This window comes from Nocardioides baculatus, assembly GCF_016735675.1.
Lineage (GTDB): Bacteria > Actinomycetota > Actinomycetes > Propionibacteriales > Nocardioidaceae > Nocardioides > Nocardioides baculatus.
Genome location: NZ_JAERSG010000001.1, coordinates 407,218 through 432,147, shown reverse-complemented (window position 1 = coordinate 432,147; position 24,930 = coordinate 407,218). Strand labels below are relative to the sequence as shown.

The window sequence follows — 24,930 nt, the reverse complement described above, 5'->3', positions numbered from 1 at the left end:
GTCAGCGGTCGGGGTCGACGACCAGCTCGACCTCGACCTCGTCGCCGGCTCCGCGACCGGTGCGCTTGCGCGTCTCGGCGTTGAAGGAGACGAGGTAGCGACCGCCCATCACACCGATCGTCGTCGTGTAGGTGTAGTCGCCGTCGATCGTGACGACCACTGGCACCCGCTTGCCGCGCTCGAAGGCCAGGACGACATCCTCGGGCACCACGATGCCCACGTTGTTGCCACCGGTGGCCTCGAGCGTGGTGCGGAAGACGGTCATGGGTGCAGTGTGGCTGAGTCCCGGATCGCGCGACAACGTGCCCGGCCGGCGACCACCGCCCCTAGGTTGTCGCTCGACCGCCTCGCCACCACTCTCCCCGGAGCCGACCATGACCGAGTCCCTCGCTCCCCGCCCCTGGCTGCCCGCGCCGGTCCGCGACCGCGTCGCGGAGGCGCTCGCCCCGCTCGGGGACCTCGACGCCCTCGGCGTGCAGGGCCTCCTCGCCGACCTGGTGGCGGACAACGGCCGCATCCACGACGAGACGTGCCTCAACCTCAACCCGGCCACCAACCGGATGAACCCGCGCGCCGAGGCGATGCTGTCGGCCCGCCTCGGGTCCCGTGCGTCACTGGGCTACCCGGGTGAGAAGTACGAGACCGGGCTGGAGGCGATCGAGCAGATCGAGGTCGTCGCCGCTGAGCTGGCTGCTCGTGTCTTCCACGCGTCGTTCGCTGAGGTCAGGGTGGGGTCCGGGGCACTGGCGAACCTCTACGCCTTCATGGCGGTCTGCGAGCCGGGCGACACGATCATCGCGCCGCCCGCGACCATCGCCGGACACGTCACGCACCACGGTGCCGGTGCCGCCGGGCTCTACCGGCTCCGCACGGTCGCCGCGCCGGTCGATGCCTCGACCTACACCGTCGACGTCACCGCGCTCGCGGAGCTGGCCCGGATGGAGCGACCGCGGATGATCACGATCGGCGGCAGCCTCAACCTCACCCACCACCCCGTGGCCCGGGTCCGCGGGATCGCGGACGAGGTCGGCGCTGTGGTGCTCTTCGACGCCGCGCACCTCGGTGGTGTGATCGCCGGTGGCGCCTGGCCCAACCCGCTCGACGAAGGCGCCCACCTGATGTCGATGAGCACCTACAAGAGCCTCGGCGGTCCCCCCGGTGGGCTGCTGCTGGGCAACGACCCCGTGCTCGCGGAGCGCATCGAGGCCATCGCCTACCCCGGTCTCACCGCCAACTTCGACGCGGGCAAGACGGCCGCCCTGGCCCAGACGATGCTCGACTGGCACGTCGCCGGCCGCGCCTACGCCCGCACGATGGTCGACACCGCAGCTGCGCTGGCCGAGGCACTCGTCGCCGCCGGCGTCCCCGTCTTCCGGCGCGACACGGTGGCCACCAGGTCGCACCAGTTCGCCGTCGAGGCAGCGGCCTACGGCGGTGGCCAGACCGCCGCCGCCCGCCTGCGGCGCGCCCACCTCCTGGCGTGCGGGATCGGACTGCCGCTCGACCCGGTCGACGGCGACCTCAACGGACTGCGCATCGGCACGCCCGAGCTGGTGCGCCTCGGGATGACGGTCGAGGACATGCCCACCCTGGCCGGTTTCATCGCGCGGGCGCTCACCCACGAGCCCGAGCCCGTCGCCGCCGAGGTCACGGCCTGGCGCAGCGGTTTCCGCGACATCCATTTCACGACCGACCGGCCCCACTGACGGACCCGCCGCCGGCCCCTAGAGTCCAGCCATGGCTCGCTACGGCGCTCAGTTCGGTCCCGACATCACGTTCCTGGGCGTGCCCGCCTGCGACCTCGACGACGAGTCGACCTACGCCGGCGCCGACGTCGTCGTGGTCGGTGCGCCGTTCGACGGAGGTACGTCGCACCGGCCGGGCACGCGCTTCGGCCCGCAGGCCATCCGGATGACCGACTACCTCCCGCACGACGGCTCGCGGCCCTCGCTCGCACTGCGCACCGACGGGCTCCAGGACCTGCGCGTCGTCGACGCCGGTGACGTCGAGATGCCGCCCGGCGACATCGAGCGTGCGCTCGGCGTGCTCGAGGCCGCGGTCGAGAAGGTGGCCCGTGCCGGAGCGATCCCGGTCGTCCTCGGCGGCGACCACTCGATCGCGTTCCCCGACGCCAAGGGCGTGGCCAACGTCCTCGGCCACGGCCGCGTCTCGATGATCCACTTCGACGCCCACGCCGACACCGGCGACATCGAGTTCGGCTCCCTCTGGGGGCACGGCCAGCCGATGCGCCGGCTGATCGAGTCGGGAGCCCTGCGCGGGGACCGCTTCCTCCAGGTCGGCCTGCGCGGCTACTGGCCCGGACCCGAGACGCTCGACTGGATGGCCGCCGAGAAGATGCGGTCCTACGAGATGACCGAGATCGTCCACCGCGGTCTCGAGGAGTGCCTGACCGAGGCCTTCACGATCGCGACCGACGAGTGCGACGGCGTCTTCCTCTCCGTCGACATCGACGTCTGCGACCCCGGGCACGCGCCCGGCACCGGCACCCCGGAGCCGGGTGGGCTGTCGGCCCGCCAGCTCCTCGACGCCGTACGCCGCATCTGTCTCGAGCTGCCCGTCGTCGGCGTCGACGTGGTCGAGGTCAGCCCTCCCTACGACCACGCCGACATCACCGCGGCCCTCGCCAACCGGGTCGTCCTCGAGGCGCTCTCCGCGATCGCCCGCAAGCGTCAGGACGAGCGCGACGGGACCACGTGGGATCCCGCGAGGCCGCTCCTCGACCGCTAGCCGACGGGACGTGTGGCCCGTCGTCGATTTGGGTCGAGGGCCGGTCCGGGAGACCCTCGAAGGACGACGACAGCCGCCACGAACGGAGAAGATCCCATGCCCGTACGCCGCGTGCTTGCCGGGGGCGCCCTCGCGCTGCTCCTGCCCGCCTCGCTCCTCACCGCTACCGAGACCGGCTCGGCCGCCGGCCCGTCCGCGCAGCCGGCCACCTCGACGGAGCGGGCGGCGACCCGCTCCCGGGTGCGCATCGCCGTGCTGCCGCAGATCGTCCAGCAGGGACGCCGCACCGCTCGCGCCGACGCCGCCAAGGTGGCCGTCGAGGCCACGGTGAAGCCGCGTCGGGCCGGTCGGCCCGTGCGGCTGCAGGTCAGGCGTGGATCAGGGTGGAAGAACGTGGGGAAGGCCCGCACGGACCGTCGTGGTCACGCGACCTTCTCCGCCCGGGCGCTGCGTCGCGGGGAGCCTGCGGCCTACCGTGTGACGACGCCCCGCTACCGCGGCCTCGCCCGCGCGGTCAGCCGTACGCGGAGCACCGAGCGCTGGCTCACCCCGACGTGGACCGACGAGTTCTCCGGCCGCGCCCTGGGCCCGGCGTGGAGCCACCGCGGACAGCGTTACGAGAAGGTGAGCCTCCGGCGCTGCTCCAAGGGCAGCCCGCAGTCCGTTCGCGTCAGCGGCGGCAAGGTGCGGCTGAGCGTCATCAAGGACCCGGACCGCTCCGGCACGTGCCGCGCGACCAAGCGGGGCAAGTCGTCCGGCCGCTACGCCTGGCGTCTCAACGGACACATCTCGACGCAGAACCGGGTGTCGTTCCGCTACGGCTTCGCGGCCGCGCGGGTCAGGATGCACGAGCGCCGGGGTCAGCACAGCAGCTTCTGGCTCCAGCCCCAGCGGTCGCAGGCCGGGACGCCTCGTACGGCGGGCGCGGAGATCGACGTGATCGAGTACTTCGGGAACAAGCACCCTCGAGGTGGGCTGACGAGCTTCATCCACTGGAAGAAGAACAACCGGGTGATCAAGACCGGGTCGTGGATCAAGAAGCCGCGCAGCTTCCTGAAGAACCGGCGCGACGGCTGGTCGAAGAACTACCACGTCTTCTCGGTCGAGTGGACGCCGAAGCACTACATCTTCCGCATCGACGGCCAGGAGACGTGGCGCACGAGCAAGGGAGTGTCCGGTCAGCCGGAGTACCCGATCCTCAGCCTGCTGTCCTCCGACTACGAGCTGTCGGAGATGAAGGACCGCCAGCTCCCGCAGCACATGTCCGTGGACTGGATCCGCATCTGGCAGGCGTGAGGCGATCGGCGCCCGCACCCCGCGCGGGCGCCGATCCCCGCCGTCACCCCGTGACGGGAGCCGAGGTCTTGACCGGCGTGGGCTTCGGAGCCTGCTTCGGGCCCTTGTTGGGCTTGGTCGGCGCCTGCTGGACGACCGGCTCGGCCTGCGGGCCGCCGCACGTGGCCGACGCGAGCACGGCGACCAGCTGACCGCCGACCTCGAGGCGCAGGCCCTCGACGGTGAAGTTCTCGCCGTCGGGCACCTGGTGGTTGAGGGTGATCTTCGCGACCGCGGCCAGCTCGGGCGGCAGCAGCTGGGTCTCGGGGGCGATTTCACCGGCGAGCACCGGCTGCGGCGCGCCGAGCACCTTGACGTCGCTCAGCGTGACGGTTCCGGTCTGGTCGGTGCACTGCGTCTTGAGCGTGCCGACCGTCGCGAGGTCGAGGATGTCGGTGTCGACCAGCTGGTTGCAGAAGGCCTGGGCGGCCTCGACGGTCGGCACCTCGACGACCGTGCCGAGGCCCGGGATCTGGTTGATCGCGTCGTTGATCGGGGTGAGCACCTGGTTGGCCTGACCGGCCTGGCCGAGCCCGGTGCACACCTGGTTGAGGTTGGCGATGCCGTCCTTGACCTCCGGCGGCAGCTGGGCGAGCGCGCTGCCGAGGGTCAGGTTGGTGACCGCGGCGGACGCGGCGTCGTCGCCGGCACTGACCTCGAGGACACCGCCGGAGGCGAGCGGACCGAGCTGGGCGGGCAGGGCGCCGCCGCCCGTCTGGGTGCTGGTGCCGTCGGACGCCACGGCCGGCTGGCCCGGCGTACCGCCCACGGAGGCACCGTAGGCCGACGAGCTGGAGACCGGGTCGCCGCTCGCGGTGGAGGTCGCCACGACGAGCAGGGTGGTGGCGGCCATCGCGATGCCGGCGATGCCGGCGGTGGTTGAGGTACGCATGGTGTTCTCCCGTTGGTTCACTGCTGATCGATGATGACGAGGGTGCCGAGCGGCACGTCGCGGAGCTGGTCGAGGGCATCGGCGGGCACGCGGACGCAGCCGTGGCTGATGGCCTGGCCGAAGACGGAGGTGTCCGTCCAGCCGTGGAGGGCGACGGTCCCGGGACCGCCCCCGTAGGTGTCGAGGGTGTCGCTGTGGGTGCCCAGCGGCAGGATCACCGGCGAGAAGCTCTGGTTCTCGTCGACGATCGAGCCGAGCAGGAAGGTGCGCCCGGTCGGCGTCGGCGTCTCCGGCGCACCCACCGCCACGCTCCACTCACCGATCGTCTCGCCGCTGCGGACGAGCTCCATCCGGCGCGAGCCGACGTGCACGCGCACCACGTAGGGCGTGTGGCGCTCGACGAGCTGCGCGGTCCGCAGCCAGCCGACGGACCCGTTGGGCCGCGACGGCAGCAGGACCTGGGTCCAGCCGGCCTCGCGGTTGATCACCGGCAGCCAGGTGTCGTTCATCTGCGTCGGCGTGACCTTGGCGAACGGCTTGCGACCCGGGGCGGCGTAGACCGGGAGCACGCGGCGCGGATGGACGACCTGCCCGTCGGTGGTGCCCGTCGGGTCGGGGTCGAGCGGCGCTCGGCCGAGCTTGGCCTTCGTGGTCGACGCGACGAGCTTGGTCAGGTCGACGTCCGCGGCGCCGCTGCGCTCGTCGGGCCTGCTGTCCCAGGTCGTCAGGACCGCGATCACGGTGACGACGACGAGCAGCAGCAGCACGCTGGTGAAGCGTGAGCCGGTGGTGTCGTTGGCCTGCTGATCGGTCATGGTCCCTCTCCTCCCGACCTGATCAACGAAGAAGTGACCGGTTGGTAACGGGGGACCGACAGTGAAATTGCGGCGTGCTAGACGCCGAGACCGAGCAGGCCGAGCGGCTCGGTCATCTCGATCTCCTCATAGGTGAAGTGCGACTCCAGGTCGGCCCGGAGGTCGGCGACCGCGTCGACCAGCTCCGCGACCCGCGACGGGTCGGCGTGCACCGCCACGGCCAGTCGGTCGACCCGCTCGAGGTGGTCGTGGATGACGAGGTGCTCCTCGGCCAGCCGCGCCGCCACCGGGGCGTACGTCTCCAGGGTCGCGACGGCCGGGAACATCGCCTGGTCCTCGATCGAGTGGTGCATCGTCAGGAACTGGCACACCTGTCGGCACAACCCGGACGCCTGCTGCGCGGTCAGTGCCGGTGCCAGGCCGTGCACCCCGGCGCGTACGACGTCCACGTCCCCGACGCCGTCGCGGACCTCCTCGACCGCCCGGGTCATCGCCTCGAGCTGTTGGCGGAAGTGGTCGTGGATCTGCCGGAGGTGGAGGCCCCCGACCTTCTGGTGCGGGGTCAGCTCGACGGCCCCCGCCACCCGCGGTCGGGTCGAGTCGTCGATCGGCACGGGGACGAGCCTAGGCGCCGGGGTGTGGCGACCTGGTCGTCGACCGGACGGACCACGCCCGCCCGGGACTTCGGCCCCCCACGTCGGGTCACTCGGACCTGCCCGCATGCCCAGACCTCGCGAGAGCGTGGTCCCACCCCACGAACCGGAGGTCCTCATGCCCGCCCACCAATACGTCCAGCACGACTGGCCCCCTGCCCTGTGGGCGCTGCTGCTGCTCGTCCTGGCGACCGTGGTCGTCATCGGGATGGGCCTGTTCCTCTGGGGCGCTGCTCGTCCGAAGCACTCCCAGTTCTCCGGCGAAGGTGCCGCGGACGCACGAACGGCCCGGTCGTGACGACCGGGCCGCTCCTTGCATCTGCGCGCCTGTAGGGATTCGAACCCCAAACCTTCTGATCCGTAGTCAGATGCTCTATCCGTTGAGCTACAGGCGCTCACCTGCGCTGGCCGACCGGCCCGCGAGGACTGGACGAGAATAGCCGACCCCCTCGGGCCGAGCGAAATCAGTGCCTCCCCCGAGGGCTGGTCCCACCCACTGAGACGATCCCCTAGGGTGCCTAGCACCCGCACACGCGACGCCGCGTCGACGACGTACGTCGCACGAGGAGAGGTAGCGCCGATGGCAGATCTCGAGGCAGTCATGGACGAGGCCGGGCTCACCAACCCGAAGGTCCGCGAGTTCGTGAAGGAGTACGCCGAGCTCACCGGCGCCGAGCGGATCGAGGTGGTCAACGCCTCCGACGACCGCCGTCTCCTGGACGAGGCCGTCGCGGCCGGCGAGCTGGAGAAGGCCGGCGAGGGGCGCTACTACTCCCGCAGCTACCACAAGGACACCGCCCGCTCCGAGGAGCGCACGATCGTCGCGACCAGCGACGAGAAGGACAGGGGCGTCTACAACAACTGGCGGCACTCCTCGGAGATGAAGCCCAAGCTCCACGACCTGATGCGTGGCGCCAGCGCGGGCAAGACGATGTACGTCGTCCCCTACCTGATGGCCCCGGCCGGCAATGCGCTCGCACCCTGGGCGGCCGGCGTCGAGATCACCGACACCCGCACGGTCGTGCTCCACATGATCCGGATGGCGCGCGTCGGCGTGCAGTTCGTCAACGACCTCGAGGACCCCGGCCACTTCGTGAAGGCGGTCCACGTCACCGGTGACCTGGAGAACCTCGGTCAGGGCACCGACGGCGACAAGCGCTACTTCGTGACCGTCGCCGACGAGCGCACGATCCTGCACTTCGGCTCGTCCTACGGCGGCAACGCGCTGCTCGGCAAGATCGCGCACGGCCTGCGGCAGGGGGCGTACGACGGCTGGGCGAGCAAGAAGTTCCTCGCCGAGCAGTACATGCTGATCGGGATCGACGACAAGGAGACCGGCAGGCGCTACCACATCTGCGGCGGCTTCCCGAGCGCCTCCGGCAAGACCAACCTGGCGATGATGGCCGCCCCCGACGCGCTCGGCGACCGCTATCACGTGTCGTTCTACGGCGACGACATCGCGTGGCTGTGGGTCGAGGAGGAGAGCGGCAAGCTCTACGGGATGAACCCGGAGTACGGCGTCTTCGGGGTCGCCAAGGACACCAACGAGAACACCAACCCCAACGCCCTCGCGTCGGTCGGCCACGGCACCGACTGCATCTTCACCAACGTCGCCTACAACCCGACCACCGGCGAGGTCTGGTGGGAGGGGCGCACCAAGGAGAAGCCGCGGGACCGCCACGGCTGGCTCGACTGGACGGGCTCGCCGGTCGCCGACCGCAAGGACGACGACACCGCTCCGTGGGCCCACCCCAACAGCCGCTTCACCACGACGCTCGCCAACGTCCCCAACATCGCGCAGGACTACGACGCCCCGATGGGGGTGCCGATCGACGCGATCATCTTCGGCGGCCGCACCCGCGACCGCGAGCCGCTGATCCGCGCGATCACCGACCTCGCCGAGGGCGTCTACGACGGCCTCACCCTGGGCGCCGAGGCGACCTCGGCCGCCGAGGGCAAGGAGGGGATCCTCCGCTACGACCCGATGTCCAACCGTCCGTTCATGGCCTACGGCGAGGGCGACTACGCGCGGCACTACCTCGACGTCGTCGGCGCGGCGACGGACCAGCCGATCTTCGCGCACGTCAACTGGTTCCAGCGCGACGCCGAGGACGGTCACTTCCTCTGGCCGGGCTACCGCGACAACCTGCGACCGCTGCTGTGGCTGCTCCAGCTCAAGAACGGCGAGGTGAAGGGACGGCGTACGGCTGTCGGCATCATCCCGACCGAGGAGGAGCTCGACCTGGAGGGCGTCGACATCGCTCCCGAGGACCTCGACCGGATCCTGTCGATCGACAAGGCGCGCTGGCAGCAGGAGATGGGCTTCCGCGAGGAGCACCTCGCCCAGTTCGACCGGATGCCCGAGGAGATCTGGGAGGCCCACCGGCGGGTCGCCGCGGAGCTCGATTCAGAGGTTTGACCCCGAAAACCCACACGCGGTGGGAAAGATCTACATAACATCAACTTTGTGTCAACAAAACGTCAACTCGGGGGTGCTGCCCTGTGGTCGGGCGACGGCAAGCCCGGTCTCGGACTGGCGGCGCCGTTCGCCGCGGTGGCCGCGGCGTGCCTCGCGGTCATCCTCGTGCCGCCCTACGTCAGCGCGTGGTGGGTCTACACGCTGGCCGCGGCCGTGCTGGCGTGCGTCGGCGGCTCCTTCGCGCTCTCGCTGCGGGAGGCCGAGCGGACGTGGCTCGACGCCGTGCCGGCGTACCTCATGTTCGTGTTCGTCGCCCTCGTCCACCACGCGGCCGGCGGAGCGGTCGGAGGGTCGTCGTCGGGCCTGAGCGCGGCCGTGCTGCTGCCGATCCTCTGGCTCGCGATCACCGGCACCCGGCGTGAGCTCGGGATCGCCAGTGGCCTCACTGTCCTGGTCTTCGTCGCGCCGATCGTCCTGGTCGGGCCCCCCGCCTACGGCTGGGGCGACTGGCGACGCATCGTGGTGTGGAGCGCGGTCGCGCTCGTCCTCGGTCCCCTCGTCCAGCGCATCGTGCACGACCTCGACCGGCAGACCCGCCGGGCGCGACTGGCCAACGAGCGGGTCGAGCGGTTGTTCGACGATGCCCCGCACGGGGTCGCGCTCCTCGACGCGGCCGGGGTGATCCTGCGGGTCAACACCTCGCTCGCGGTCACCGTGGGACTCGAGCCCTCGGAGATGGTCGGACACCACCTCGGCTCCTTCGAGACGCCGGGCGAGCACGCCATCGCCGACCACCTCGAGCGGCTGATGTCCGACCGCGTCGACATGGATGCCGAGTGTCGGCTCCGCGACTCCGGCGGCAACGACGTCGCGATCGCGCTGAGCAGCACCGTCGTCCCGGACCCTCAGGTCGGCGACATCGTCATGGTCAACGTGGTCGACATCTCCGACCGCCGTCGCTACCTGGACCGGCTGTCGCACCTCGCCGACCACGACGTGCTGACGGGTCTGGCCAACCGCCGGCGGTTCGAGGTCGAGCTGGAGCGTCACCTCGACCGGTGCCGCAGGCACGGTCCGGTCGGCGCGCTCCTGCTCCTCGACCTCGACAACTTCAAGCAGGTCAACGACTCGCTCGGCCACAACGCGGGAGACGAGCTGCTCGTGACGATCGCCGGCCTGCTCCGTCGATCGATCCGCAGCACCGACGTCGTGGCCCGCGTCGGCGGGGACGAGTTCGCCATCATGCTCACCGACGGCGACCAGGCCGCCACCCAGCGGGTGGCCGACCAGGTGGTCGAGCGGATCCGTGACCACGCGGCCACCCTGGACGGCGTACGCCGCCGGGTCTCCGCCAGCGTCGGTGCCGTCACCTTCGCCGCGGCCACCGAGCACTCCGCGGACATCCTCGCCCTCGCGGACATGACGATGTACGACGCCAAGGAGTCCGGGCGCAACCGCGTGGCGCTCCTCGCCGAGGGCGACTCGCGCAGCCCCCGCAGCTCGATGCGACTGCAGTGGCAGGCCCGGATCGAGGACGCGTTGGACAACGACCGCTTCGTCCTGCACTTCCAGCCGATCATGGACATCGCCACCGGGCGGATCGACTCCGCGGAGGTGCTGCTCCGGTTGCGTGGCGAGGACGGGGAGATCGTCCCGCCCGGCCGCTTCGTCTACATCGCCGAGCGCGCCGGCCTGATGCCGCGCGTCGACAGCTGGGTGCTGGACCGCAGCATCGAGATGCTCGCCCAGCTGCGCGAGCTGGTCCCGGACTTCTGCCTGGAGGTCAACATCTCCGGCGCGTCCATGGGCGACGCCTCGGTCGAGGCCACGATCCTGTCGGCGCTCCGACGCTTCGACGTGGACCCCAAGGCGCTCATCCTCGAGATCACCGAGACGTCCGCGGTGGCAGACGTCGCCCTGGCTCGCGAGTTCGCGGAGCGGATGGCCGCCATGGGGTGCCGGTTCGCGCTCGACGACTTCGGCGCTGGCTTCGGCTCCTTCTACTACCTCAAGCACCTGATCTTCGACTACGTGAAGATCGACGGCGAGTTCGTCGCCCACGTGCACCGCTCCTCCGTCGACCGCACGATCGTGCGCTCGATCGTCGGCATCGCCAAGGACCTGGGCAAGCAGACGGTCGCCGAGTTCGTGTCCGACCCCGAGATCTTCGACGTGGTGCGGGCCGAGGGCGTGGACTACGCGCAGGGATTCATGATCGGCAAGCCCGTGCCGATGGACGTCTTCGTCGAGGACTTCATGCTCACGCCGGCCGGGATGGTGGACTGAACGATGCAGATGTTGCAGCGCGCGGTCGGGCTCGCGATCATCGGCACGGCCGCGCTGGGTGCAGCCGCCCTCTGGGTGGCCGTCGCCTCGGGTGACCCAGCGGTCGGCGAGCGACCGTCCGAGGGCCTGCTGTTCGGCGTCTGGCAGGTCTTCTACGACACCGAGATGCCTCCGCGTCGGGTGCTGATCGCCGCCGTGGGCGTTGCCCTCCTCCTCGCGGCCGGCGTCGCCGCGCTCGAGCGCCGGCTGCTCAGCCGGGCCCGCCGCAGCGAGGACGGCAGCCGGATGCCGCTGGCCCCGAAGCTCGTGATGGCCGAGACCCGCGGGGAGTACGCCGGTCCGGTGACCATCACCGTCCTCATCCCTGCCCACAACGAGGAGGGCTGCATCGCCGAGACGCTCAAGTCGCTGCAGTCCCAGTCGCTGCCGCCGGCGCGGATCATCGTCGTCGCGGACAACTGCACCGACGCGACCGTGCGGATCGCGTACGACGCCGGCGTCGAGGTGTTCGAGACCGTCGACAACGCCCACAAGAAGGCGGGCGGGCTCAACCAGGCACTGGCGGAGGTGCTGCCAGGCCAGGGCGACAACGACTGCGTGATGGTCATGGACGCCGACACGACGCTCGACGCCGGCTTCCTCGCGGGCGCCGCGCGGCGGCTCACCGACGACCGTGCACTCATGGCGGTCGGCGGGCTGTTCTACGGCGAGGACGGGTTCGGCCTGATCGGGCAGTTCCAGCGCAACGAGTACACCCGCTACCAGCGCGACCTGCGCCGTCGGCGCGGCCGGGTCTTCGTCCTGACCGGTACGGCGTCGGTGTTCCGCCCGCGCGCGCTGCGCGCCGTGGCCGCCGAGCGCGGCAGGATCCTGCCCGGCGTCCCGGGCGACGTCTACGACACCGTCGCCCTGACCGAGGACAACGAGCTGACGATCGCGCTCAAGACCCTGGGCGCCCTGATGATCTCGCCGAGCGAGTGCACCGTCGTCACCGAGGTGATGCCGTCGTGGAGCGCGCTCTGGGCCCAGCGCCTGCGCTGGCAGCGCGGAGCGCTGGAGAACCTCGGTGCGTACGGCATGCGCCCGCAGACGTTCCGCTACTGGATGCAGCAGCTCGGCATCGGCTACGGCGTCATCGCGCTGGGTTCCTACCTGCTCCTCATCATCCTGATGGTGCTGGCGACCTCGGACTGGGTCTGGTTCCCGTTCTGGATCGGCATCGGGCTGGTGTTCACCCTCGAGCGCATCGTCACGGTCTGGCGTGGCGGACGTGGTGCCCGCCTGCTGGGGCTCTCGCTCTTCCCCGAGCTCTTCTACGCGATGTTCCTCAACGTGGTCTTCCTCAAGGGCATCCTCGACCTGACCCTCGCCCGGCAGGCCACCTGGAAGCACATCGTCCAGCCCGACTCGCGCGTGCGGACGGGGGTCTGACATGGCGGCCCTCGCCCCGGCCCTGGTCCCGATGGGGATCCTGCTGCCCGACAGCATCCTGCGCAACGAGGTGATCGCCGTGCTCGCTGCCTTCGTCGCGATCAACACGGTCGCCTACGTCGCGCTGGCCGTCGCCAAGATCCTGCCCAAGTTCTACCTCCGCGACTGGCTGGCGGCGCGCAACCGTCGTGCCGAGACCCGGAGCATCCACCCGGACGCCGCGGTCGGCGGACCCGTCGGTGGCTCGCTCGGCGAGCGGCTGGCGCAGCCGCGCCGGCGTACGTGGACGTAGCGAGACGCAGGTCACAACCCTTGGCACGATCCAATTCGTGCGTGCATTCACAAGCACTAGCGTCCCCGGAAAGTCGCCGACAACGAGGCCGCGCGAACCAGATGCCGCACGCTGAAGGAACGGTCATGACCGCAACGATCGACACTGCCACGACTCCCGCGACGACCCATGCAGGCATCCTCGCCTGGGTCACCGAGGTCGCCGAGCTCACCCAGCCCGACCGCATCCACTGGTGCACCGGATCCGACGAGGAGTGGGCCGAGCTCACCGCCTCCCTCGAGGCCACCGGCACCTTCACCCGCCTCAACCCCGACGTGATGCCCAACTCGTTCCACGCGGCGTCCGACCCCACCGACGTGGCGCGCGTCGAGGACCGCACCTACATCTGCTCCGTCGCCGAGCGCGACGCCGGCCCCACCAACAACTGGATGGAGCCGGAGAAGATGAAGGAGCTCATGCGCGGGCTCTACGCCGGCTGCATGCGCGGACGCACGATGTACGTCATCCCGTTCGTGATGGGCCACCTCGAGGCCGACAGCCCGATGTTCGGCATCGAGGTCACCGACTCGGCCTACGTCACCGTCTCCATGCGCGTGATGGCCCGCATGGGCACGGACGTGCTGCGTCGCATCGAGGAGCTCGAGTCCGCCGGTGAGTCGCCCGCCTGGGTGCCCGCCCTGCACTCGGTCGGCATGCCGCTCGAGGAGGGCCAGGAGGACGTCGCCTGGCCGTGCAACGACACCAAGTACATCGTCCAGTTCCCCGAGGAGCGGATGATCTGGAGCTTCGGCTCGGGCTACGGCGGCAACGCGCTGCTCGGCAAGAAGTGCTACGCGCTGCGCATCGCGTCGGTCATGGCCCGCGACGAGGGCTGGCTCGCCGAGCACATGCTCATCCTCAAGCTGACCTCGCCGCAGGGCGTCACCAAGTACGTCGCCGCGGCCTTCCCGAGCGCGTGCGGCAAGACCAACCTCGCGATGCTCAAGCCGACCATCCCCGGCTGGACCGTCGAGGCGATCGGTGACGACATCGCGTGGATGCGCATCGGCGAGGACGGCCGCCTGTGGGCGGTCAACCCGGAGTTCGGCTTCTTCGGCGTCGCGCCCGGCACCAACGAGCACACCAACCCGCACGCGATGGAGACCATCCGCAAGGGCAACTCGGTCTTCACCAACGTCGCGCTGACCCCGGACGGCAACGTGTGGTGGGAGGGCCTGGAGAACACGCCCGCCGAGGCCACGAGCTGGAAGGGCGAGCCCTGGACCCCCGAGTCCGGCGAGCTCTCGAGTCACGCCAACAGCCGCTACTGCACGCCGATCAAGCAGTGCTCGATCCTCGCCGACGAGTACGACGACCCGCGCGGCGTGCCGATCGACGCGATCCTCTTCGGCGGCCGCCGCAAGACGACCATCCCGCTCGTGACCGAGGCCCGCGACTGGAACCACGGCACCTTCATGGGCGCCACGCTCTCCTCGGAGACGACCGCGGCCGCCGTCGGCGCCGTGGGCGTCGTACGCCGTGACCCGATGGCGATGCTGCCCTTCATCGGCTACAACGCCGGTGACTACTTCGGTCACTGGGTCGGCATCGGCAAGGACAACGACGCGGCCAAGCTGCCGAAGATGTTCTACGTCAACTGGTTCCGCCGCGGCGACGACGGCGACTTCCTCTGGCCGGGCTTCGGCGAGAACAGCCGCGTCCTCAAGTGGGTCATCGAGCGCCTCGACGGCCAGGCCGCGGCGGTCGAGACCCCCATCGGCCACGTGCCGGCGCCGGGCTCGCTCGACGTCGACGGTCTCGACCTCACCGACGAGCAGCTCGCCCAGGCCCTCGCCGTGGACGTCGAGGAGTGGAAGGCCGAGCTGCCGCAGATCGAGGAGTGGTTCGAGAAGTTCGGCGACGACCTCCCGGCCGTGCTGTGGAGCGAGCTCGACACCCTGAAGGCCCGCCTCGACGCCTGATCGCTGCGCCTCGACCCGTCTACCCACGTGCGGAAGGCGGGTCGATGCACGTGCCGCCCCGTTTCGGCCGGTCCGCTGGGCCCCGTGTGGCACGATCCTCCCACTGGTCTCGTGGGAACTGGGAGGTGAGTCATGCCCTTCGGGCAGCACGAACGCGGCGTGTTCGAGGACGACTCCACCCCGCTCTACGAGGAGATCGTGAGTGCCGGCGGCGTCAGCGTCTCCGACCCACGCATCGCCCAGCGCGGCGAGCTCCACGAAGCCTTCCAGCTCCTGGTCGAGGTCGGCCTGGTCAACAAGAGCGACGACGGCGCCCAGTGGCGCGCGGTCGACCCGGCCGCGGTGCAGGCGCAGGTCGTGGCCCCGCTCGGCCAGCAGGGCGCGGAGCTGATCGCCGAGTCGGCGCACTGGGCACAGGCCTTCAGCACGCTCTCGCACGCCTGGCGCCGTTCACCGAGCGCTGTCGGCGGTCCGTTCGCCGAGCTCCGCGGAGAGGCGACGATCGGCACCTTCCTCGGTTCGCTTGTCAACGATGCGGAGGACGAGCTCCTCACTGCTCAGCCGCAGGACCGGCGCGGGGTCAAGCAGCTCGGGGCAGTCGTCGGCGCCCGTGACATCGCCGCGCTCAAGCGAGGCGTCAAGATGCGCACGCTCTACCAGCACGCCGCCCGGCGCGGCGTCGACACCCGCAAGTACGTCGCCGCGGTGACCGCCGCCGGTGCCGAGGTGCGCACCCTGGACGAGTTCTTCAACCGCCTGATCGTGGTCGACCGGAGGATCGCGATCATCCCCAGCCACGAGGGCGTCGACGCCGCGATGGTGATCAGCGACCGCTCGATGGTCGGCTACCTCGTCGACATGTTCGAGCGGCACTGGGAGCGCGCCCGCCCGTTCACCAGCAGCGAGACCTCCCTCATGCGCGACATCGCCGCCGAGCAGCGCGCGATGACCATCCGGATGCTCCTCGAGGGGCGCGCCGACCCGGCTGGTGCCAAGCGCCTGGGCGTCAGCCCCCGCACCTACGCGGCCTATGTCGCGGACCTCAAGAACGAGTTCGAGGTCGAGACGCGCTTCCAGCTCGGCTACGAGATGGGCAAGCGCGGGATCTCCGGGCGCGAGACGGACGAGCCCGCAAGCTGACGCTGCGACCCCGGGAACGAGGCGAGGGCAGCAGCTCGATGAGCTGCTGCCCTCGTGCCGGGACGGGCCTGTGGGGGAGGCCTCCAGACCAGAACTCGTGGGGGGTTGAGGGGTCCGTGTCCCGGCTTCTTCACTGCGTGCACATCATGGCACGACTGGATCAGTGGCTCTTGACCTTGGTGCCCCAGCTCGTGTCGATGCCGGCGTTGGCCGGGGCTGCGCCAAGACCGACGGCTCCGAATCCGAGGGCAGCCACGAGAGCGGCGGCGGCGATGCGGCGTACTGGAGTCATTTGACTTTCACCTCTATTGTCACGGTGTCACAGGGGATGACCTGTCCATTCTCTCGCACCCCCTGCGGCAGCGTCAGTGCGATGGTGCTGCAGGTCTGTGCATTGCAGGTTCTTGCAAAACTGCACGCGGCGCGATGGACCGGCCCCCTCACCCGAATGGGGGGCCGGTCTCTGGCGGAGGCGGAGGGATTTGAACCCTCGATGGGGTTTTAGCCCCAAACCCGCTTAGCAGGCGGGCGCCATAGACCGGACTAGGCGACGCCTCCATGCCCGGCTGTGGGCCGGGCGCACAGAAGGTTACAAGGCGCAGTGCGGGTGTGCCGAATCAGGTCGCACCGAGCGTGGTCGGAGCTGCTCAGAGCGGGCGGTGGCCCTGCCCGCGCCGGAGGTGCTGCTGCAGGTCGCGGACGAAGTCCTCGCGGTCGGTGGCGAGCACCTCGACGGGGATGGTGGTCGTACGACCGTCGCGCAGCCTCAGGACCACGACGGGCGCGTCGGCGATGGTCGTCGTCACCGCGTCCTCCACGTCCTTCCACCGCCCCGACGCCGTACCGACGCCGCGCACCCACTGCACGCGGTAGCCCTCAGGGGTGAACCGGACGACCCAGCCCTTCTGGCGCCAGGCCCACCAGTTGGCCGCCAGGACGACGAGGGTGATGCCGACCGGCACCAGGAGGAAGACCGTGTGCAGGTCGATGACCGCGATCGCGACGGTGCTGGCCAGGATCAGGACGGCGATCGCGCACAGCACCAGCCCCAGCAGTCGCGCCGCCACGGCGGGCGCGAGGCGGTGCACGGTCACGGTCTCGGTGCTCACCTGCAGATTTTCCCACGGTAGAGTTCCGCGGTGTGCGGCGCCTCTGCGCGGCACGAGGAGAGGTGCCGGAGCGGCCGATCGGAACCGCCTTGAAAGCGGTCGTAGGGAGACCTACCGCGGGTTCGAATCCCGCCCTCTCTGCTGAGGCCATCGCGGAGCGGTGGCCTCAGCAGAGACGTCTTTCACGGAAGAGCGTGAGCGCAGCGAGCGCCCGCGCCACCAACCGCGTTGCCAGAAGAGCTGAGCCGAGCCGCGTCACGGCGGCGGTCTAGGCTCGCCCGCGTGACGACGACCTGGTTCGAGTCCGCCGACGACGCGGCCGCGCGGCTGCGCGCGGCCGGCTACCTCACCGACGACGCCACCGCACTGACGGCGTACCTCGCGGGCGCACTCGAGAAGCCGCTGCTGGTCGAGGGTCCGGCAGGCGTCGGCAAGACCGAGCTGGCCAAGGCGGTGGCGCGGGCGGCGGGCGCGGAGCTGGTGCGGCTCCAGTGCTACGAGGGGCTCGACGAGGCGCGCGCGCTCTACGAGTGGAACTACAAGAAGCAGCTGCTCCGGATCCAGGCCAGTGGTGGTGAGGACACGTGGAGCGAGACCCACGACGACATCTTCACCGAGGAGTTCCTGCTCACCCGGCCGCTGCTGAGCGCGATCCGGCGCGACGAGCCGACCGTGCTCCTCGTCGACGAGGTCGACAAGACCGACGTCGAGGTGGAGGGCCTGCTGCTCGAGGTGCTGAGCGACTTCCAGGTGACCATCCCCGAGCTGGGCACGGTGACGGCGACCCGGCGACCGTTCGTCGTGCTGACCTCCAACGCGAGCCGCGAGCTGTCGGAGGCGGTCAAGCGTCGCTGCCTGTTCCTGCACCTCGACTACCCCGATGCCGAGCGCGAGCGGGCGATCGTCACCAGCCAGGTGCCCGGGCTGGACGACAAGGTCGCCGCGCAGCTCGTCGACGTCGTCGTACGCCTGCGCGAGCTCGAGCTCAAGAAGGCGCCCTCGATCGCGGAGTCCGTCGACTGGGCGCGCACGCTGATCGCGCTGCAGATCGGCGACCTCGACGAGGCGACCGTCGCGCGCACGCTCGGGGTCGTGCTCAAGCACGCCTCGGACCAGCAGCGCGCGATGAAGGAGCTGAAGCTCCCTCGATGACACTGCTCGACACCCACATCGGATTCGTCGAGGCGCTGCGCTCGGCGGGTCTGTCGGTGTCGCTGGCCGAGGGGCTCGACGCGATCAGCGCGCTCGAGAAGGTGAGCTGGCACGACCGCGAGACCGTGCGGGCGGCCTACGCGGCGACGCTGGTGAAGCGGCACCCGCAGCGGGTCACCTTCGACGCGGTCTTCGACATCTACTACCCGCGACTCATCGGCAGCGGGGTCGCCGGCGAGGACGCGGGGCCGGCACCCGACGGACCGCTGGACACCGGGCCCGAGCTGGCCCGGTTCCGCGAGGCGCTGGCCGAGGCCCTGGCGTCCGGCGACGAGCAGGCGTTGCAGGACCTCGCAGTCGAGGCGGTCGCGCGGTTCGGTGCGATGCCCGGCCGGGGGCCGGGCCTGTCGAGCTGGTCGGCCTACACCTCGCTCCAGCGGGTCTCGCCCGCCGAGCTGATGGACCGGCTCGTGCAGGGACTGCTGGCCGCGGGGCTCGACGACGAGCGGGCGGAGCGTACGGCCGGTCGGCGCATCGGTGACTTCACCCGCCTCGTCGAGGGCGACGCCCGCCGCCGGATCGCCGAGGAGAAGGGGCCCGAGCACGTCGTGGACGTCACCGTGCGCCCAACGATCGACCGGCTCGACTTCACCGCCGCCCGCCGCAGCGACCTCGAGGACATGCGTCGCGAGATCTACCCGCTGGCCCGCCGCCTCGCGGCCCGGCTCACCAAGGAGCAGCACGCGATGCGGCGCGGCCCCCTCGACGTACGCCGCACGGTGCGCGCGTCGATCGCCACGGGCGGGGTGCCGCTGACCACCCACCACCGACCTCGCCGCCCGCACCGCACCGACCTCGTCGTGCTGTGCGACGTGAGCGGGTCGGTCGCGAACTTCGCGCAGTTCACGCTGCTGCTCGTGTACGCCCTGCGCGAGGCGTTCAGCGGCGTGCGTGCGTTCACGTTCGTCGACGACGTCGTCGAGGTGAGCGACACGTTCCGTCCGGGTGCCGACGTCGTGGAGGTGATGGAGTCGCTGTCCGCGAGCATCTCGCACGCCGCGCTGTGGGTGCGGACCAACTACGGTCGCGCGCTCACCCGGTTCGCCGAGGAGCACGCCGACGCCATCGGCCCCCGGTCGTCACTGCTCGTCCTCGGGGACGCGCGCTCGAACTACAGCGACCTCGCCCTGCCCGTGCTGACCGACCTCGCCGGCCGCGCCCGCCACTCCTGGTGGCTCAACCCCGAGCACCCGCGCCACTGGGGCACCGGCGACAGCGCGGCCGAGCAGTACGGCCAGGTCGTCCCGATGGTCGAGTGCCGCAACCTCGCCCAGCTCGGGGAGTTCGTGCACCAGATCGTCTGAGCAACGGCGGGGACGGCTCAGCCGGCGAGGTAGCCCAGGTCCTGCATCCGGGCGATCTCGGCGCGCAGCTCGGGGTGCTCCGCGCTGTCGGCGGCCTTGGCGCCGGCGACGTAGAGCTCCGAGCCGGCGGAGGTGCCGGCGTCGAAGACGACCGTGAGCCGGTTGGGCGTCGAGGCGTTGATCAGCGACCCGAGGAGGGCGACCGGGTCGGAGCGGTCCTCCAGCGAGAGGACGCGGGTGGCCTCGGGGATCCGGGGCACCTGTGACGAGGGCGCACCGGCGGTGACGACCTGGTCGACGACGAAACGCGGCGAGCCGGCCGCGGCGGCGATCTCCGCCGCGACGGTGCCACCGGCCGCAGAGCCGACCAGCATCACGCGGGCGTCGTCCTCGGTCACGACCCTCTCGATCGCCCGGATCACCTGGCCGACCGACGTGGTCGGGTCGGCGCCGACGAGGCGCAGCCGTCCGGCCTCCGCGCCGAGGGAGCCCGGCAGGTAGGCGATGTAGCGGCCGGTGCCGACGCGCTGCACCGAGATCTTGCTGTCCTCGGCGAGCAGGGTGGCGATGAGCTCCTCGAGCGAGCGGGGCGGCTGGCCGGTGCCGGCCTCGGCCTCGGCCTCGGGCTCCTCCGCCTCGACGAAGGAGCCGGCCGAGTCGCGGAAAGCGGACACTGCGTCGGTCGGGAAGGGCTCGACGCCGATCGCGCGCAGGCCCCCGCGCGCCGCGTGGGCGCCCTGGTCGGAGGCCAGGACGCCGGCCGTGAGCAGCGAGCGCATGTGGAGGCCGTCGAGCAGGCCGCCACCACCGGAGAGGTGCTCCATGAGCTCGGGGTTGTTGTCGGCGAGCTCGCTCAGGTAGGCCGCGACGCCGTCGCGGTCCATCGCGTCGGTCTCGATCAGCCCGGCGCTGACGATGGCACCGCCGAGCGCGACCTCGGGGGCGAGGTAGCCGATGGCCCGGCCCGCGATGGAGCCGAGCGTCTTGTAGGCCGCCTGCTGGAGCTCGTCGATCCAGCGGTAGGTCAGCACCGTGGCACGTACGACGAGCGCGTCGGCGTCCAGCTCGACCGAGCGGGTCAGCAGTCCGTGCTTGCCCGTCATCGCGGCGCGGATGTCTTCCTCGACCTGGCCCCAGGTGGCCTTCGACAGCTCACCCGAGTCGACGACCTCGTCGTCGGCGAGGACCTCGGTGCCGAGGCGGGCGCGGGTGCGCATCTCGTTGCCCGAGGAGTCGAACAGGTCGGCGAGCGCCAGCATCTGGTCGTACTTGTCGGCCGCGACCGACGCCGACGAGTCGGTGGCCGGCGTCGCGTCGTCGGACGACGTGCGGGGGATGTCCAGGCCGCTCATCGCGCCACGTCCTCTCGGGTCGAGACCTGAGCGAGCACGGGTGCGAGCTCGGTGGCGAGGTCGTCGGGCCGGACGAGCGCGACGGAGACCCGGGCGCCGTCGTCGTGGCGAGGCGTGAGCGAGTGCCAGCCGTCGTTGAGGAGCACCCACGAGACCACGCCGACCGACGAGGTGGCGCCCTCGGCGACCTCGGCCGCGAGGATGCGGAGCCGGCCGCGGCTCTCGGAGTGGACGGCGGACAGGGCGGCGGTGGCCTCGGCCTCCCCGAGGACCTCGCCGTCGCCCCGGACCTCGCCGGTGGCCTGTGACATGAGGATCGGGACGAGGTCGGAGCGGGCGGACCGGACCGCCTCGCCGACCGAGTCGGCCAACGCGTAGGGCACGTCGAGGAGAGCGGGGACGCGCGAGGTGGTGAGCGGAAGGTCCTCGGGGACGGTCGTCACCCGGGCCAGCTCGACGGTCCACTGGTCGACCGGGAACCACGCGATCTCGAAGACGATGCCGTCGCACGTGGACAGGCTGGCGACGGCGCCGCCGGACTGGCGGTGCCAGGCCTTCACCTGGGTGGCGCCGGCCGCCACGTCCAGGTCGAGCGCGAGCCGGGGGGTGGCCAGCAGGCCGACCGCGCCGAGGAGGCCGGGGTCGGTGCCCTCTTCGGTGACGAGCCCGCGGCGGCGCATCGAGTCCTCGGGGTCGTGGAGGGTGCCGAGGGCGTCGGTGTAGGCCGAGTCCTCGGTGGCCCCACGGCTCGCCCCGAGGCGACCGGACAGGGCGCCCGCGTGGCCGGATGAGCCCTCGGGCTGGAGGTCGAAGGGGAGGGGCGCCCCACCGGCCATCTCGGCGACGAGGCGCAGCTCGGGCAGCGTCAGCGCGAGGCGCCGGGCCATGCCGTCGAGGAAGCTCGCCGGCGGGACCGGCGGCGTGGTCAGGTCGATGGTCACCATGTCAGAGTCCCGGGAGGTCGACGGTCAGCCAGTCGCGATGTCCGGCGGGGGGAGGGTCGAAGGCGACGAGGACCGCGTCGGCGTCGTCGGCCGGCGTGCCCTCGCTCGCCCGGGTGCGGGCGTCCTCGGTCAGTGTCGCGGCCTTGCGGGAGCGGATGTCGATGGCCTCCTTGAGCCGGTCCACCTCGGCGAGGTGCGCGGCCAGCGACTCGGCAGCGGTGTCGTGCTGGGCGGCGGCGGCGCGCAGGTGGCTCGCCCGCTCGCGGATGCGCTCGCGCATCGCCTCGGCGGCCTTGCCGTGCCACGGCACGGCCTCGGCCTGCGAGACGAGGCGGGCGGCGAGGGCGCGTACGTCCCCGCCCTGCTCGCGCAGCTGGGCCACGCGCTTGCGGCCCGCGGCAGTGTCGCCGTACATCGATCACGCCCTTTCGTCGGTGGCCGCCTACCCGCTGCAGCACGGGCCCAAACGTCCGCGCAGCGCATCCTCCCGCACCGGACAACGGTCGGGACACCTCGGCGCCACCGATAGGATCGAGTCCTCTGGCCGCCCCCGTCCACCCCGGATCTCCGCCCGATCGCACGAGGTGTGCATGACATTCGACGTCCACCAGCTCGACGTGTTCGTGCTGGTCGGCGCGGTCGTGACGCTTGCGGCGATCCTCGCGGTGCGGGTCTCGGCGGGAGCCGGGCTCCCGTCGCTGCTCATCTACCTCCTGATCGGCGTGCTGCTCGGCGAGGGCGGACCCTTCGCGATCCCCTTCGACGACGCCCAGCTCGCGCACGCGCTGGGGTTCGGCGCCCTCGCGATCATCCTCGCCGAAGGTGGTCTCACCACCGAGTGGCGGCAGATGCGCTCGAGCATCCGCCTGGGGCTGTCGCTCGCGACGGTCGGCGTCGCCGTGTCGGTGGCGGTCGTCGCCATCGGCACCCACTACCTCCTCGGTCTGCCGTGGGAGCTCGCCATCCTGCTGGGCGCGATCTGCTCGCCGACCGATGCGGCCGCCGTGTTCTCGGTGCTCCGCGCGCTCCCGCTGCCCAAGCGGCTCACCGGGGCGCTCGAGGCCGAGTCGGGGCTCAACGACGCGCCGACCGTCGTGCTCGTCGGCATCATCTCGACCGGCGCCGCCGCCGAGTCCGGGCTCCTCGAGGTCGCCGGCATCATCGTCTTCGAGCTGCTCGCCGGTGGCCTGATCGGCGTGGTGTGCGGGGTGGCGGGTGCGTGGGTGATGCGTCGGGCGGCGCTGCCGTCCTCCGGCCTCTACCCGCTCGCGGTTCTCTGCATCGCGTTCACGGCGTACGGCGCCGCGTCGTTCGTGCACGCCTCGGGCTTCGCCGCGATCTACGTCGCCGCGCTGATCCTCGGCAACAGCGAGCTGCCGCACCGCGTGGCGACCAGGTCGTTCGCCGAGGGTGTCGCCTGGCTCGCCCAGATCGGGCTCTTCGTGATGCTCGGCCTGCTGCTGTCGCCCGGCCGGATCGACGGCACCACCGTGGTGCAGGCGCTCGTGACCGGCCTCGTCCTGACGATCGTGGCGCGACCGCTGTCGGTGCTCGCCAGCAGCATCGCCCAGCCGATGGCGCTGCGCGACCTCGGCTTCATCTCGTGGGCCGGGCTGCGTGGCGCGGTGCCGATCGTCCTGGCGACCATCCCGCTCGCGGAGGGGGTCGACGGCGCCGACGACCTGTTCGACATCGTCTTCGTGATGGTCGTCGTCTACACGCTCCTCACCGGCCCGACCCTGCCGTGGGTGGCCCGACGGCTGCGCGTCGCGCGCCGCAACGAGCCGCGGGGGCTCGACGTCGAGGCCGCGCCCCTCGACCGCGTCGCCGCGGACCTGCTCCAGGTGACGATCGCGCCGACGTCGAAGATGCACGGCGTCGAGGTCGGCGAGCTGCGCCTGCCCCAGGGGGCCTCGGTCTCGCTGGTGATCCGCAGCGGCAGCTCACTGGTCCCCGAGCGGCGTACGGTCCTGCGCTCGGGCGACGACCTCCTCGTGGTCACGCCGCGCAAGCTGCGCGAGGCCACCGAGGACCGGCTGCGGCAGGTGTCGCAGAACGGCCGGCTCGCGCAGTGGCTCGGCGACCCGCGCCGCACCGACCGTGAGTAGGACTTACTCGGACCCGGTCGCGCGGCAGTAGGTCGCGTCCGCCTCGGCGAGCACGGACTCGACCTGCTTCTTCCTGAGGGTCTTGAACTTCTCGCCGACGACCACGACGATCCCGGCGCCGATCGCGTCGCCCGGGACGATCTTGGCCTTCTTGAACTGCTGCTGGACCAGCAGCACGGCGGGGTTCGTGGGCTCGGAGGACCAGATCTGCGTGGTGGCCGCGGGCAGCGGTGCGTCGCCGACGTCACCCTCGACGAAGCCCCGCTCGGCCAGCTCGGCCAGGGTGGAGCCGGCGAGCCCGGCGCGCTTGCTGCCGTTGAACACGCTGACCACGACCTGGTCGCGGCGCACCTCGCCGCCGGCGGCGACGTCCGTGGGCTCGCAGATCGCGACCGGCTCCTCCTTCGGCAACGGCTCGGTGAGCGCTGCCCAGCCCCAGACGGCGGCGACGAGCACCAGCGCGGCGAGGACGGCGAGGGTCAGGGCCGACTTGAGCGCGCCCGTCATTGATCGGCCTTGTGGACCCGGGCATGGAGGACGCTGCGCTGCTGGAGGGCGGCCCGGAGGGCACGGTGGAGTCCGTCCTCGAGGTAGAGGTCACCCTTCCACTGCACGACGTGGGCGAAGAGGTCGCCGTAGAACGTGGAGTCCTCGTCGAGCAGGGTGTCGAGCTGGAGGGTGTCCTTGGTGGTCACCAGCTCGTCGAGCCGGACCTGGCGCGGGGGCAGGTCGGCCCAGGTGCGCGAGGTCAGCCCGTGGTCGGGGTAGGGCCGGCCGACGCCCACCCGCTTGAAGATCACGCCGGTGATCATAACGACGGCACCGCGCGCCCCCCTCGTCGTCGCCTTCCGCCGTGACGAGGGGCTATGTCTCGATACGACCTGACGCGACCTCGTGCCTCGGTCGCGGGTCACTCGACCTCCTTCGCT

24 protein-coding genes and 3 tRNA genes are annotated in these 24,930 nt (G+C 71.2%); 14 read left to right on the top strand and 13 right to left on the bottom strand.

The features are described 5' to 3' along the window. Position 1 precedes the first annotated feature (1 nt). Positions 2-265, bottom strand: a complete 264-nt coding sequence (locus tag JI751_RS02130) for a DUF1905 domain-containing protein (protein WP_201932847.1) — start codon at positions 263-265, stop codon at positions 2-4. A gap of 109 nt (positions 266-374) precedes the next feature. On the opposite strand from JI751_RS02130, the gene glyA reads away from it, so the two are divergent. The 3 genes from glyA (at position 375) to JI751_RS02115 (ending at position 4,044) form a co-directional block, all read left to right on the top strand. Next, positions 375-1,706, top strand: a complete 1,332-nt coding sequence (glyA, locus tag JI751_RS02125; RefSeq protein ID WP_201932845.1) for a serine hydroxymethyltransferase — start codon at positions 375-377, stop codon at positions 1,704-1,706. 31 nt (positions 1,707-1,737) lie between these two features. Beyond that, positions 1,738-2,748, top strand: a complete 1,011-nt coding sequence (speB, locus tag JI751_RS02120; RefSeq protein ID WP_201932839.1) for an agmatinase — start codon at positions 1,738-1,740, stop codon at positions 2,746-2,748. A 96-nt stretch (positions 2,749-2,844) separates the two neighbouring features. Continuing rightward, positions 2,845-4,044 (top strand): glycoside hydrolase family 16 protein, encoded by a 1,200-nt coding sequence (locus JI751_RS02115; RefSeq protein ID WP_201932837.1) that lies wholly within the window; start codon positions 2,845-2,847, stop codon positions 4,042-4,044. Between the two features lie 43 nt (positions 4,045-4,087). Here the strand turns inward: JI751_RS02115 and JI751_RS02110 are convergent, their stop codons facing one another. From JI751_RS02110 to JI751_RS21360, 3 genes are all read right to left on the bottom strand, one after another. Beyond that, positions 4,088-4,975, bottom strand: coding sequence for a hypothetical protein (locus JI751_RS02110; protein ID WP_201932836.1), 888 nt, complete (start codon positions 4,973-4,975; stop codon positions 4,088-4,090). A gap of 17 nt (positions 4,976-4,992) precedes the next feature. Beyond that, positions 4,993-5,790: a L,D-transpeptidase gene (gene ldt-CoaP, locus JI751_RS02105; RefSeq protein ID WP_201932833.1), complete on the bottom strand. Its 798-nt coding sequence runs from the start codon at positions 5,788-5,790 to the stop codon at positions 4,993-4,995. 77 nt (positions 5,791-5,867) lie between these two features. Further along, positions 5,868-6,404, bottom strand: coding sequence for a hemerythrin domain-containing protein (locus JI751_RS21360; protein WP_201932831.1), 537 nt, complete (start codon positions 6,402-6,404; stop codon positions 5,868-5,870). A 157-nt stretch (positions 6,405-6,561) separates the two neighbouring features. Here JI751_RS21360 and JI751_RS02095 point away from each other — a divergent pair, with 157 nt between their 5' ends. After that, positions 6,562-6,741 (top strand): hypothetical protein, encoded by a 180-nt coding sequence (locus JI751_RS02095; RefSeq protein ID WP_201932829.1) that lies wholly within the window; start codon positions 6,562-6,564, stop codon positions 6,739-6,741. Between the two features lie 24 nt (positions 6,742-6,765). Here the strand turns inward: JI751_RS02095 and JI751_RS02090 are convergent. Continuing rightward, a tRNA-Arg gene (locus JI751_RS02090) sits at positions 6,766-6,838 on the bottom strand. Positions 6,839-7,023: 185 nt separating this feature from the next. On the opposite strand from JI751_RS02090, the gene JI751_RS02085 reads away from it, so the two are divergent. The 6 genes from JI751_RS02085 (at position 7,024) to JI751_RS02060 (ending at position 15,972) form a co-directional block, all read left to right on the top strand. Next, complete coding sequence (locus JI751_RS02085) at positions 7,024-8,862, top strand: phosphoenolpyruvate carboxykinase (GTP) (protein ID WP_201932826.1); 1,839 nt, start codon at positions 7,024-7,026, stop codon at positions 8,860-8,862. Positions 8,863-8,910: 48 nt separating this feature from the next. Next, positions 8,911-11,148 carry a putative bifunctional diguanylate cyclase/phosphodiesterase gene (locus JI751_RS02080; RefSeq protein ID WP_201932822.1) on the top strand — a complete coding sequence of 746 codons (2,238 nt, stop codon included), beginning with the start codon at positions 8,911-8,913 and terminating at the stop codon, positions 11,146-11,148. A gap of 3 nt (positions 11,149-11,151) precedes the next feature. Continuing rightward, entirely contained in the window at positions 11,152-12,579 is a 1,428-nt protein-coding gene (locus JI751_RS02075; RefSeq protein WP_201932819.1) for a glycosyltransferase family 2 protein, read from the top strand. Position 12,580: 1 nt separating this feature from the next. Continuing rightward, positions 12,581-12,871: a hypothetical protein gene (locus tag JI751_RS02070; protein WP_201932816.1), complete on the top strand. Its 291-nt coding sequence runs from the start codon at positions 12,581-12,583 to the stop codon at positions 12,869-12,871. Positions 12,872-12,996: 125 nt separating this feature from the next. After that, positions 12,997-14,832, top strand: a complete 1,836-nt coding sequence (locus JI751_RS02065) for a phosphoenolpyruvate carboxykinase (GTP) (RefSeq protein WP_201932813.1) — start codon at positions 12,997-12,999, stop codon at positions 14,830-14,832. Between the two features lie 132 nt (positions 14,833-14,964). Then, a complete protein-coding gene (locus JI751_RS02060) occupies positions 14,965-15,972 on the top strand; it encodes a TrmB family transcriptional regulator (RefSeq protein ID WP_201932797.1) in 1,008 nt (335 codons plus the stop codon). 160 nt (positions 15,973-16,132) lie between these two features. Here JI751_RS02060 and JI751_RS21355 read toward each other — a convergent pair whose 3' ends face one another. The 3 genes from JI751_RS21355 to JI751_RS02050 form a co-directional block, all read right to left on the bottom strand. Continuing rightward, complete coding sequence (locus tag JI751_RS21355) at positions 16,133-16,264, bottom strand: hypothetical protein (protein ID WP_269090340.1); 132 nt, start codon at positions 16,262-16,264, stop codon at positions 16,133-16,135. A gap of 172 nt (positions 16,265-16,436) precedes the next feature. Next, positions 16,437-16,530: transfer RNA gene (locus JI751_RS02055), tRNA-Ser, on the bottom strand. 89 nt (positions 16,531-16,619) lie between these two features. Then, complete coding sequence (locus tag JI751_RS02050; protein ID WP_201932794.1) at positions 16,620-17,081, bottom strand: hypothetical protein; 462 nt, start codon at positions 17,079-17,081, stop codon at positions 16,620-16,622. Positions 17,082-17,137: 56 nt separating this feature from the next. On the opposite strand from JI751_RS02050, the gene JI751_RS02045 reads away from it, so the two are divergent. The 3 genes from JI751_RS02045 (at position 17,138) to JI751_RS02035 (ending at position 19,597) form a co-directional block, all read left to right on the top strand. Beyond that, positions 17,138-17,222: transfer RNA gene (locus JI751_RS02045), tRNA-Ser, on the top strand. A 141-nt stretch (positions 17,223-17,363) separates the two neighbouring features. Further along, positions 17,364-18,233, top strand: a complete 870-nt coding sequence (locus JI751_RS02040; RefSeq protein ID WP_201932789.1) for an AAA family ATPase — start codon at positions 17,364-17,366, stop codon at positions 18,231-18,233. Further along, entirely contained in the window at positions 18,230-19,597 is a 1,368-nt protein-coding gene (locus tag JI751_RS02035) for a VWA domain-containing protein (protein WP_201932787.1), read from the top strand. The genes JI751_RS02040 and JI751_RS02035 overlap by 4 nt, the downstream gene beginning before the upstream one ends. Positions 19,598-19,614: 17 nt before the next feature. On the opposite strand, the gene JI751_RS02030 is transcribed toward JI751_RS02035, so the two are convergent. The 3 genes from JI751_RS02030 to JI751_RS02020 are packed head-to-tail and all read right to left on the bottom strand — an operon-like array spanning position 19,615 to position 22,308. Continuing rightward, positions 19,615-20,949, bottom strand: a complete 1,335-nt coding sequence (locus JI751_RS02030) for a hypothetical protein (RefSeq protein WP_201932785.1) — start codon at positions 20,947-20,949, stop codon at positions 19,615-19,617. Next, positions 20,946-21,890 carry a hypothetical protein gene (locus JI751_RS02025; protein WP_201932784.1) on the bottom strand — a complete coding sequence of 315 codons (945 nt, stop codon included), beginning with the start codon at positions 21,888-21,890 and terminating at the stop codon, positions 20,946-20,948. The genes JI751_RS02030 and JI751_RS02025 overlap by 4 nt, the downstream gene beginning before the upstream one ends. 4 nt (positions 21,891-21,894) lie before the next feature. Beyond that, positions 21,895-22,308, bottom strand: a complete 414-nt coding sequence (locus JI751_RS02020; protein WP_201932782.1) for a hypothetical protein — start codon at positions 22,306-22,308, stop codon at positions 21,895-21,897. A 175-nt stretch (positions 22,309-22,483) separates the two neighbouring features. On the opposite strand from JI751_RS02020, the gene JI751_RS02015 reads away from it, so the two are divergent. Beyond that, entirely contained in the window at positions 22,484-24,001 is a 1,518-nt protein-coding gene (locus JI751_RS02015) for a potassium/proton antiporter (RefSeq protein WP_201932780.1), read from the top strand. 3 nt (positions 24,002-24,004) lie between these two features. Here the strand turns inward: JI751_RS02015 and JI751_RS02010 are convergent, their stop codons facing one another. Both JI751_RS02010 and JI751_RS02005 read right to left on the bottom strand, forming a co-directional pair. Further along, on the bottom strand, positions 24,005-24,508 hold the full coding sequence (locus tag JI751_RS02010) for a LytR C-terminal domain-containing protein (RefSeq protein WP_201932778.1): 504 nt from the start codon (positions 24,506-24,508) through the stop codon (positions 24,005-24,007). Next, positions 24,505-24,801: a type II toxin-antitoxin system VapB family antitoxin gene (locus tag JI751_RS02005; RefSeq protein ID WP_201932774.1), complete on the bottom strand. Its 297-nt coding sequence runs from the start codon at positions 24,799-24,801 to the stop codon at positions 24,505-24,507. Before JI751_RS02005 ends, JI751_RS02010 begins: the two co-directional genes overlap by 4 nt. Positions 24,802-24,930 lie beyond the last annotated feature (129 nt).

Bases quoted from the DNA above. Each gene is read 5' to 3' on its own strand.
- glyA (WP_201932845.1), top strand. From the start codon at position 375: ATGACCGAGTCCCTCGCTCCCCGCCCCTGGCTGCCCGCGCCGGTCCGC.
- JI751_RS02095 (WP_201932829.1), top strand. From the start codon at position 6,562: ATGCCCGCCCACCAATACGTCCAGCACGACTGGCCCCCTGCCCTGTGG.
- JI751_RS02065 (WP_201932813.1), top strand. From the start codon at position 12,997: ATGACCGCAACGATCGACACTGCCACGACTCCCGCGACGACCCATGCA.
- JI751_RS02085 (WP_201932826.1), top strand. From the start codon at position 7,024: ATGGCAGATCTCGAGGCAGTCATGGACGAGGCCGGGCTCACCAACCCG.
- JI751_RS02115 (WP_201932837.1), top strand. From the start codon at position 2,845: ATGCCCGTACGCCGCGTGCTTGCCGGGGGCGCCCTCGCGCTGCTCCTG.
- speB (WP_201932839.1), top strand. From the start codon at position 1,738: ATGGCTCGCTACGGCGCTCAGTTCGGTCCCGACATCACGTTCCTGGGC.
- JI751_RS02070 (WP_201932816.1), top strand. From the start codon at position 12,581: ATGGCGGCCCTCGCCCCGGCCCTGGTCCCGATGGGGATCCTGCTGCCC.
- JI751_RS02110 (WP_201932836.1), bottom strand. From the start codon at position 4,975: ATGCGTACCTCAACCACCGCCGGCATCGCCGGCATCGCGATGGCCGCC.
- JI751_RS02035 (WP_201932787.1), top strand. From the start codon at position 18,230: ATGACACTGCTCGACACCCACATCGGATTCGTCGAGGCGCTGCGCTCG.
- JI751_RS02030 (WP_201932785.1), bottom strand. From the start codon at position 20,949: ATGAGCGGCCTGGACATCCCCCGCACGTCGTCCGACGACGCGACGCCG.
- JI751_RS02015 (WP_201932780.1), top strand. From the start codon at position 22,484: ATGACATTCGACGTCCACCAGCTCGACGTGTTCGTGCTGGTCGGCGCG.
- JI751_RS02020 (WP_201932782.1), bottom strand. From the start codon at position 22,308: ATGTACGGCGACACTGCCGCGGGCCGCAAGCGCGTGGCCCAGCTGCGC.
- JI751_RS02130 (WP_201932847.1), bottom strand. From the start codon at position 265: ATGACCGTCTTCCGCACCACGCTCGAGGCCACCGGTGGCAACAACGTG.
- JI751_RS02075 (WP_201932819.1), top strand. From the start codon at position 11,152: ATGCAGATGTTGCAGCGCGCGGTCGGGCTCGCGATCATCGGCACGGCC.
- ldt-CoaP (WP_201932833.1), bottom strand. From the start codon at position 5,790: ATGACCGATCAGCAGGCCAACGACACCACCGGCTCACGCTTCACCAGC.
- JI751_RS21355 (WP_269090340.1), bottom strand. From the start codon at position 16,264: ATGACTCCAGTACGCCGCATCGCCGCCGCCGCTCTCGTGGCTGCCCTC.
- JI751_RS02060 (WP_201932797.1), top strand. From the start codon at position 14,965: ATGCCCTTCGGGCAGCACGAACGCGGCGTGTTCGAGGACGACTCCACC.
- JI751_RS02010 (WP_201932778.1), bottom strand. From the start codon at position 24,508: ATGACGGGCGCGCTCAAGTCGGCCCTGACCCTCGCCGTCCTCGCCGCG.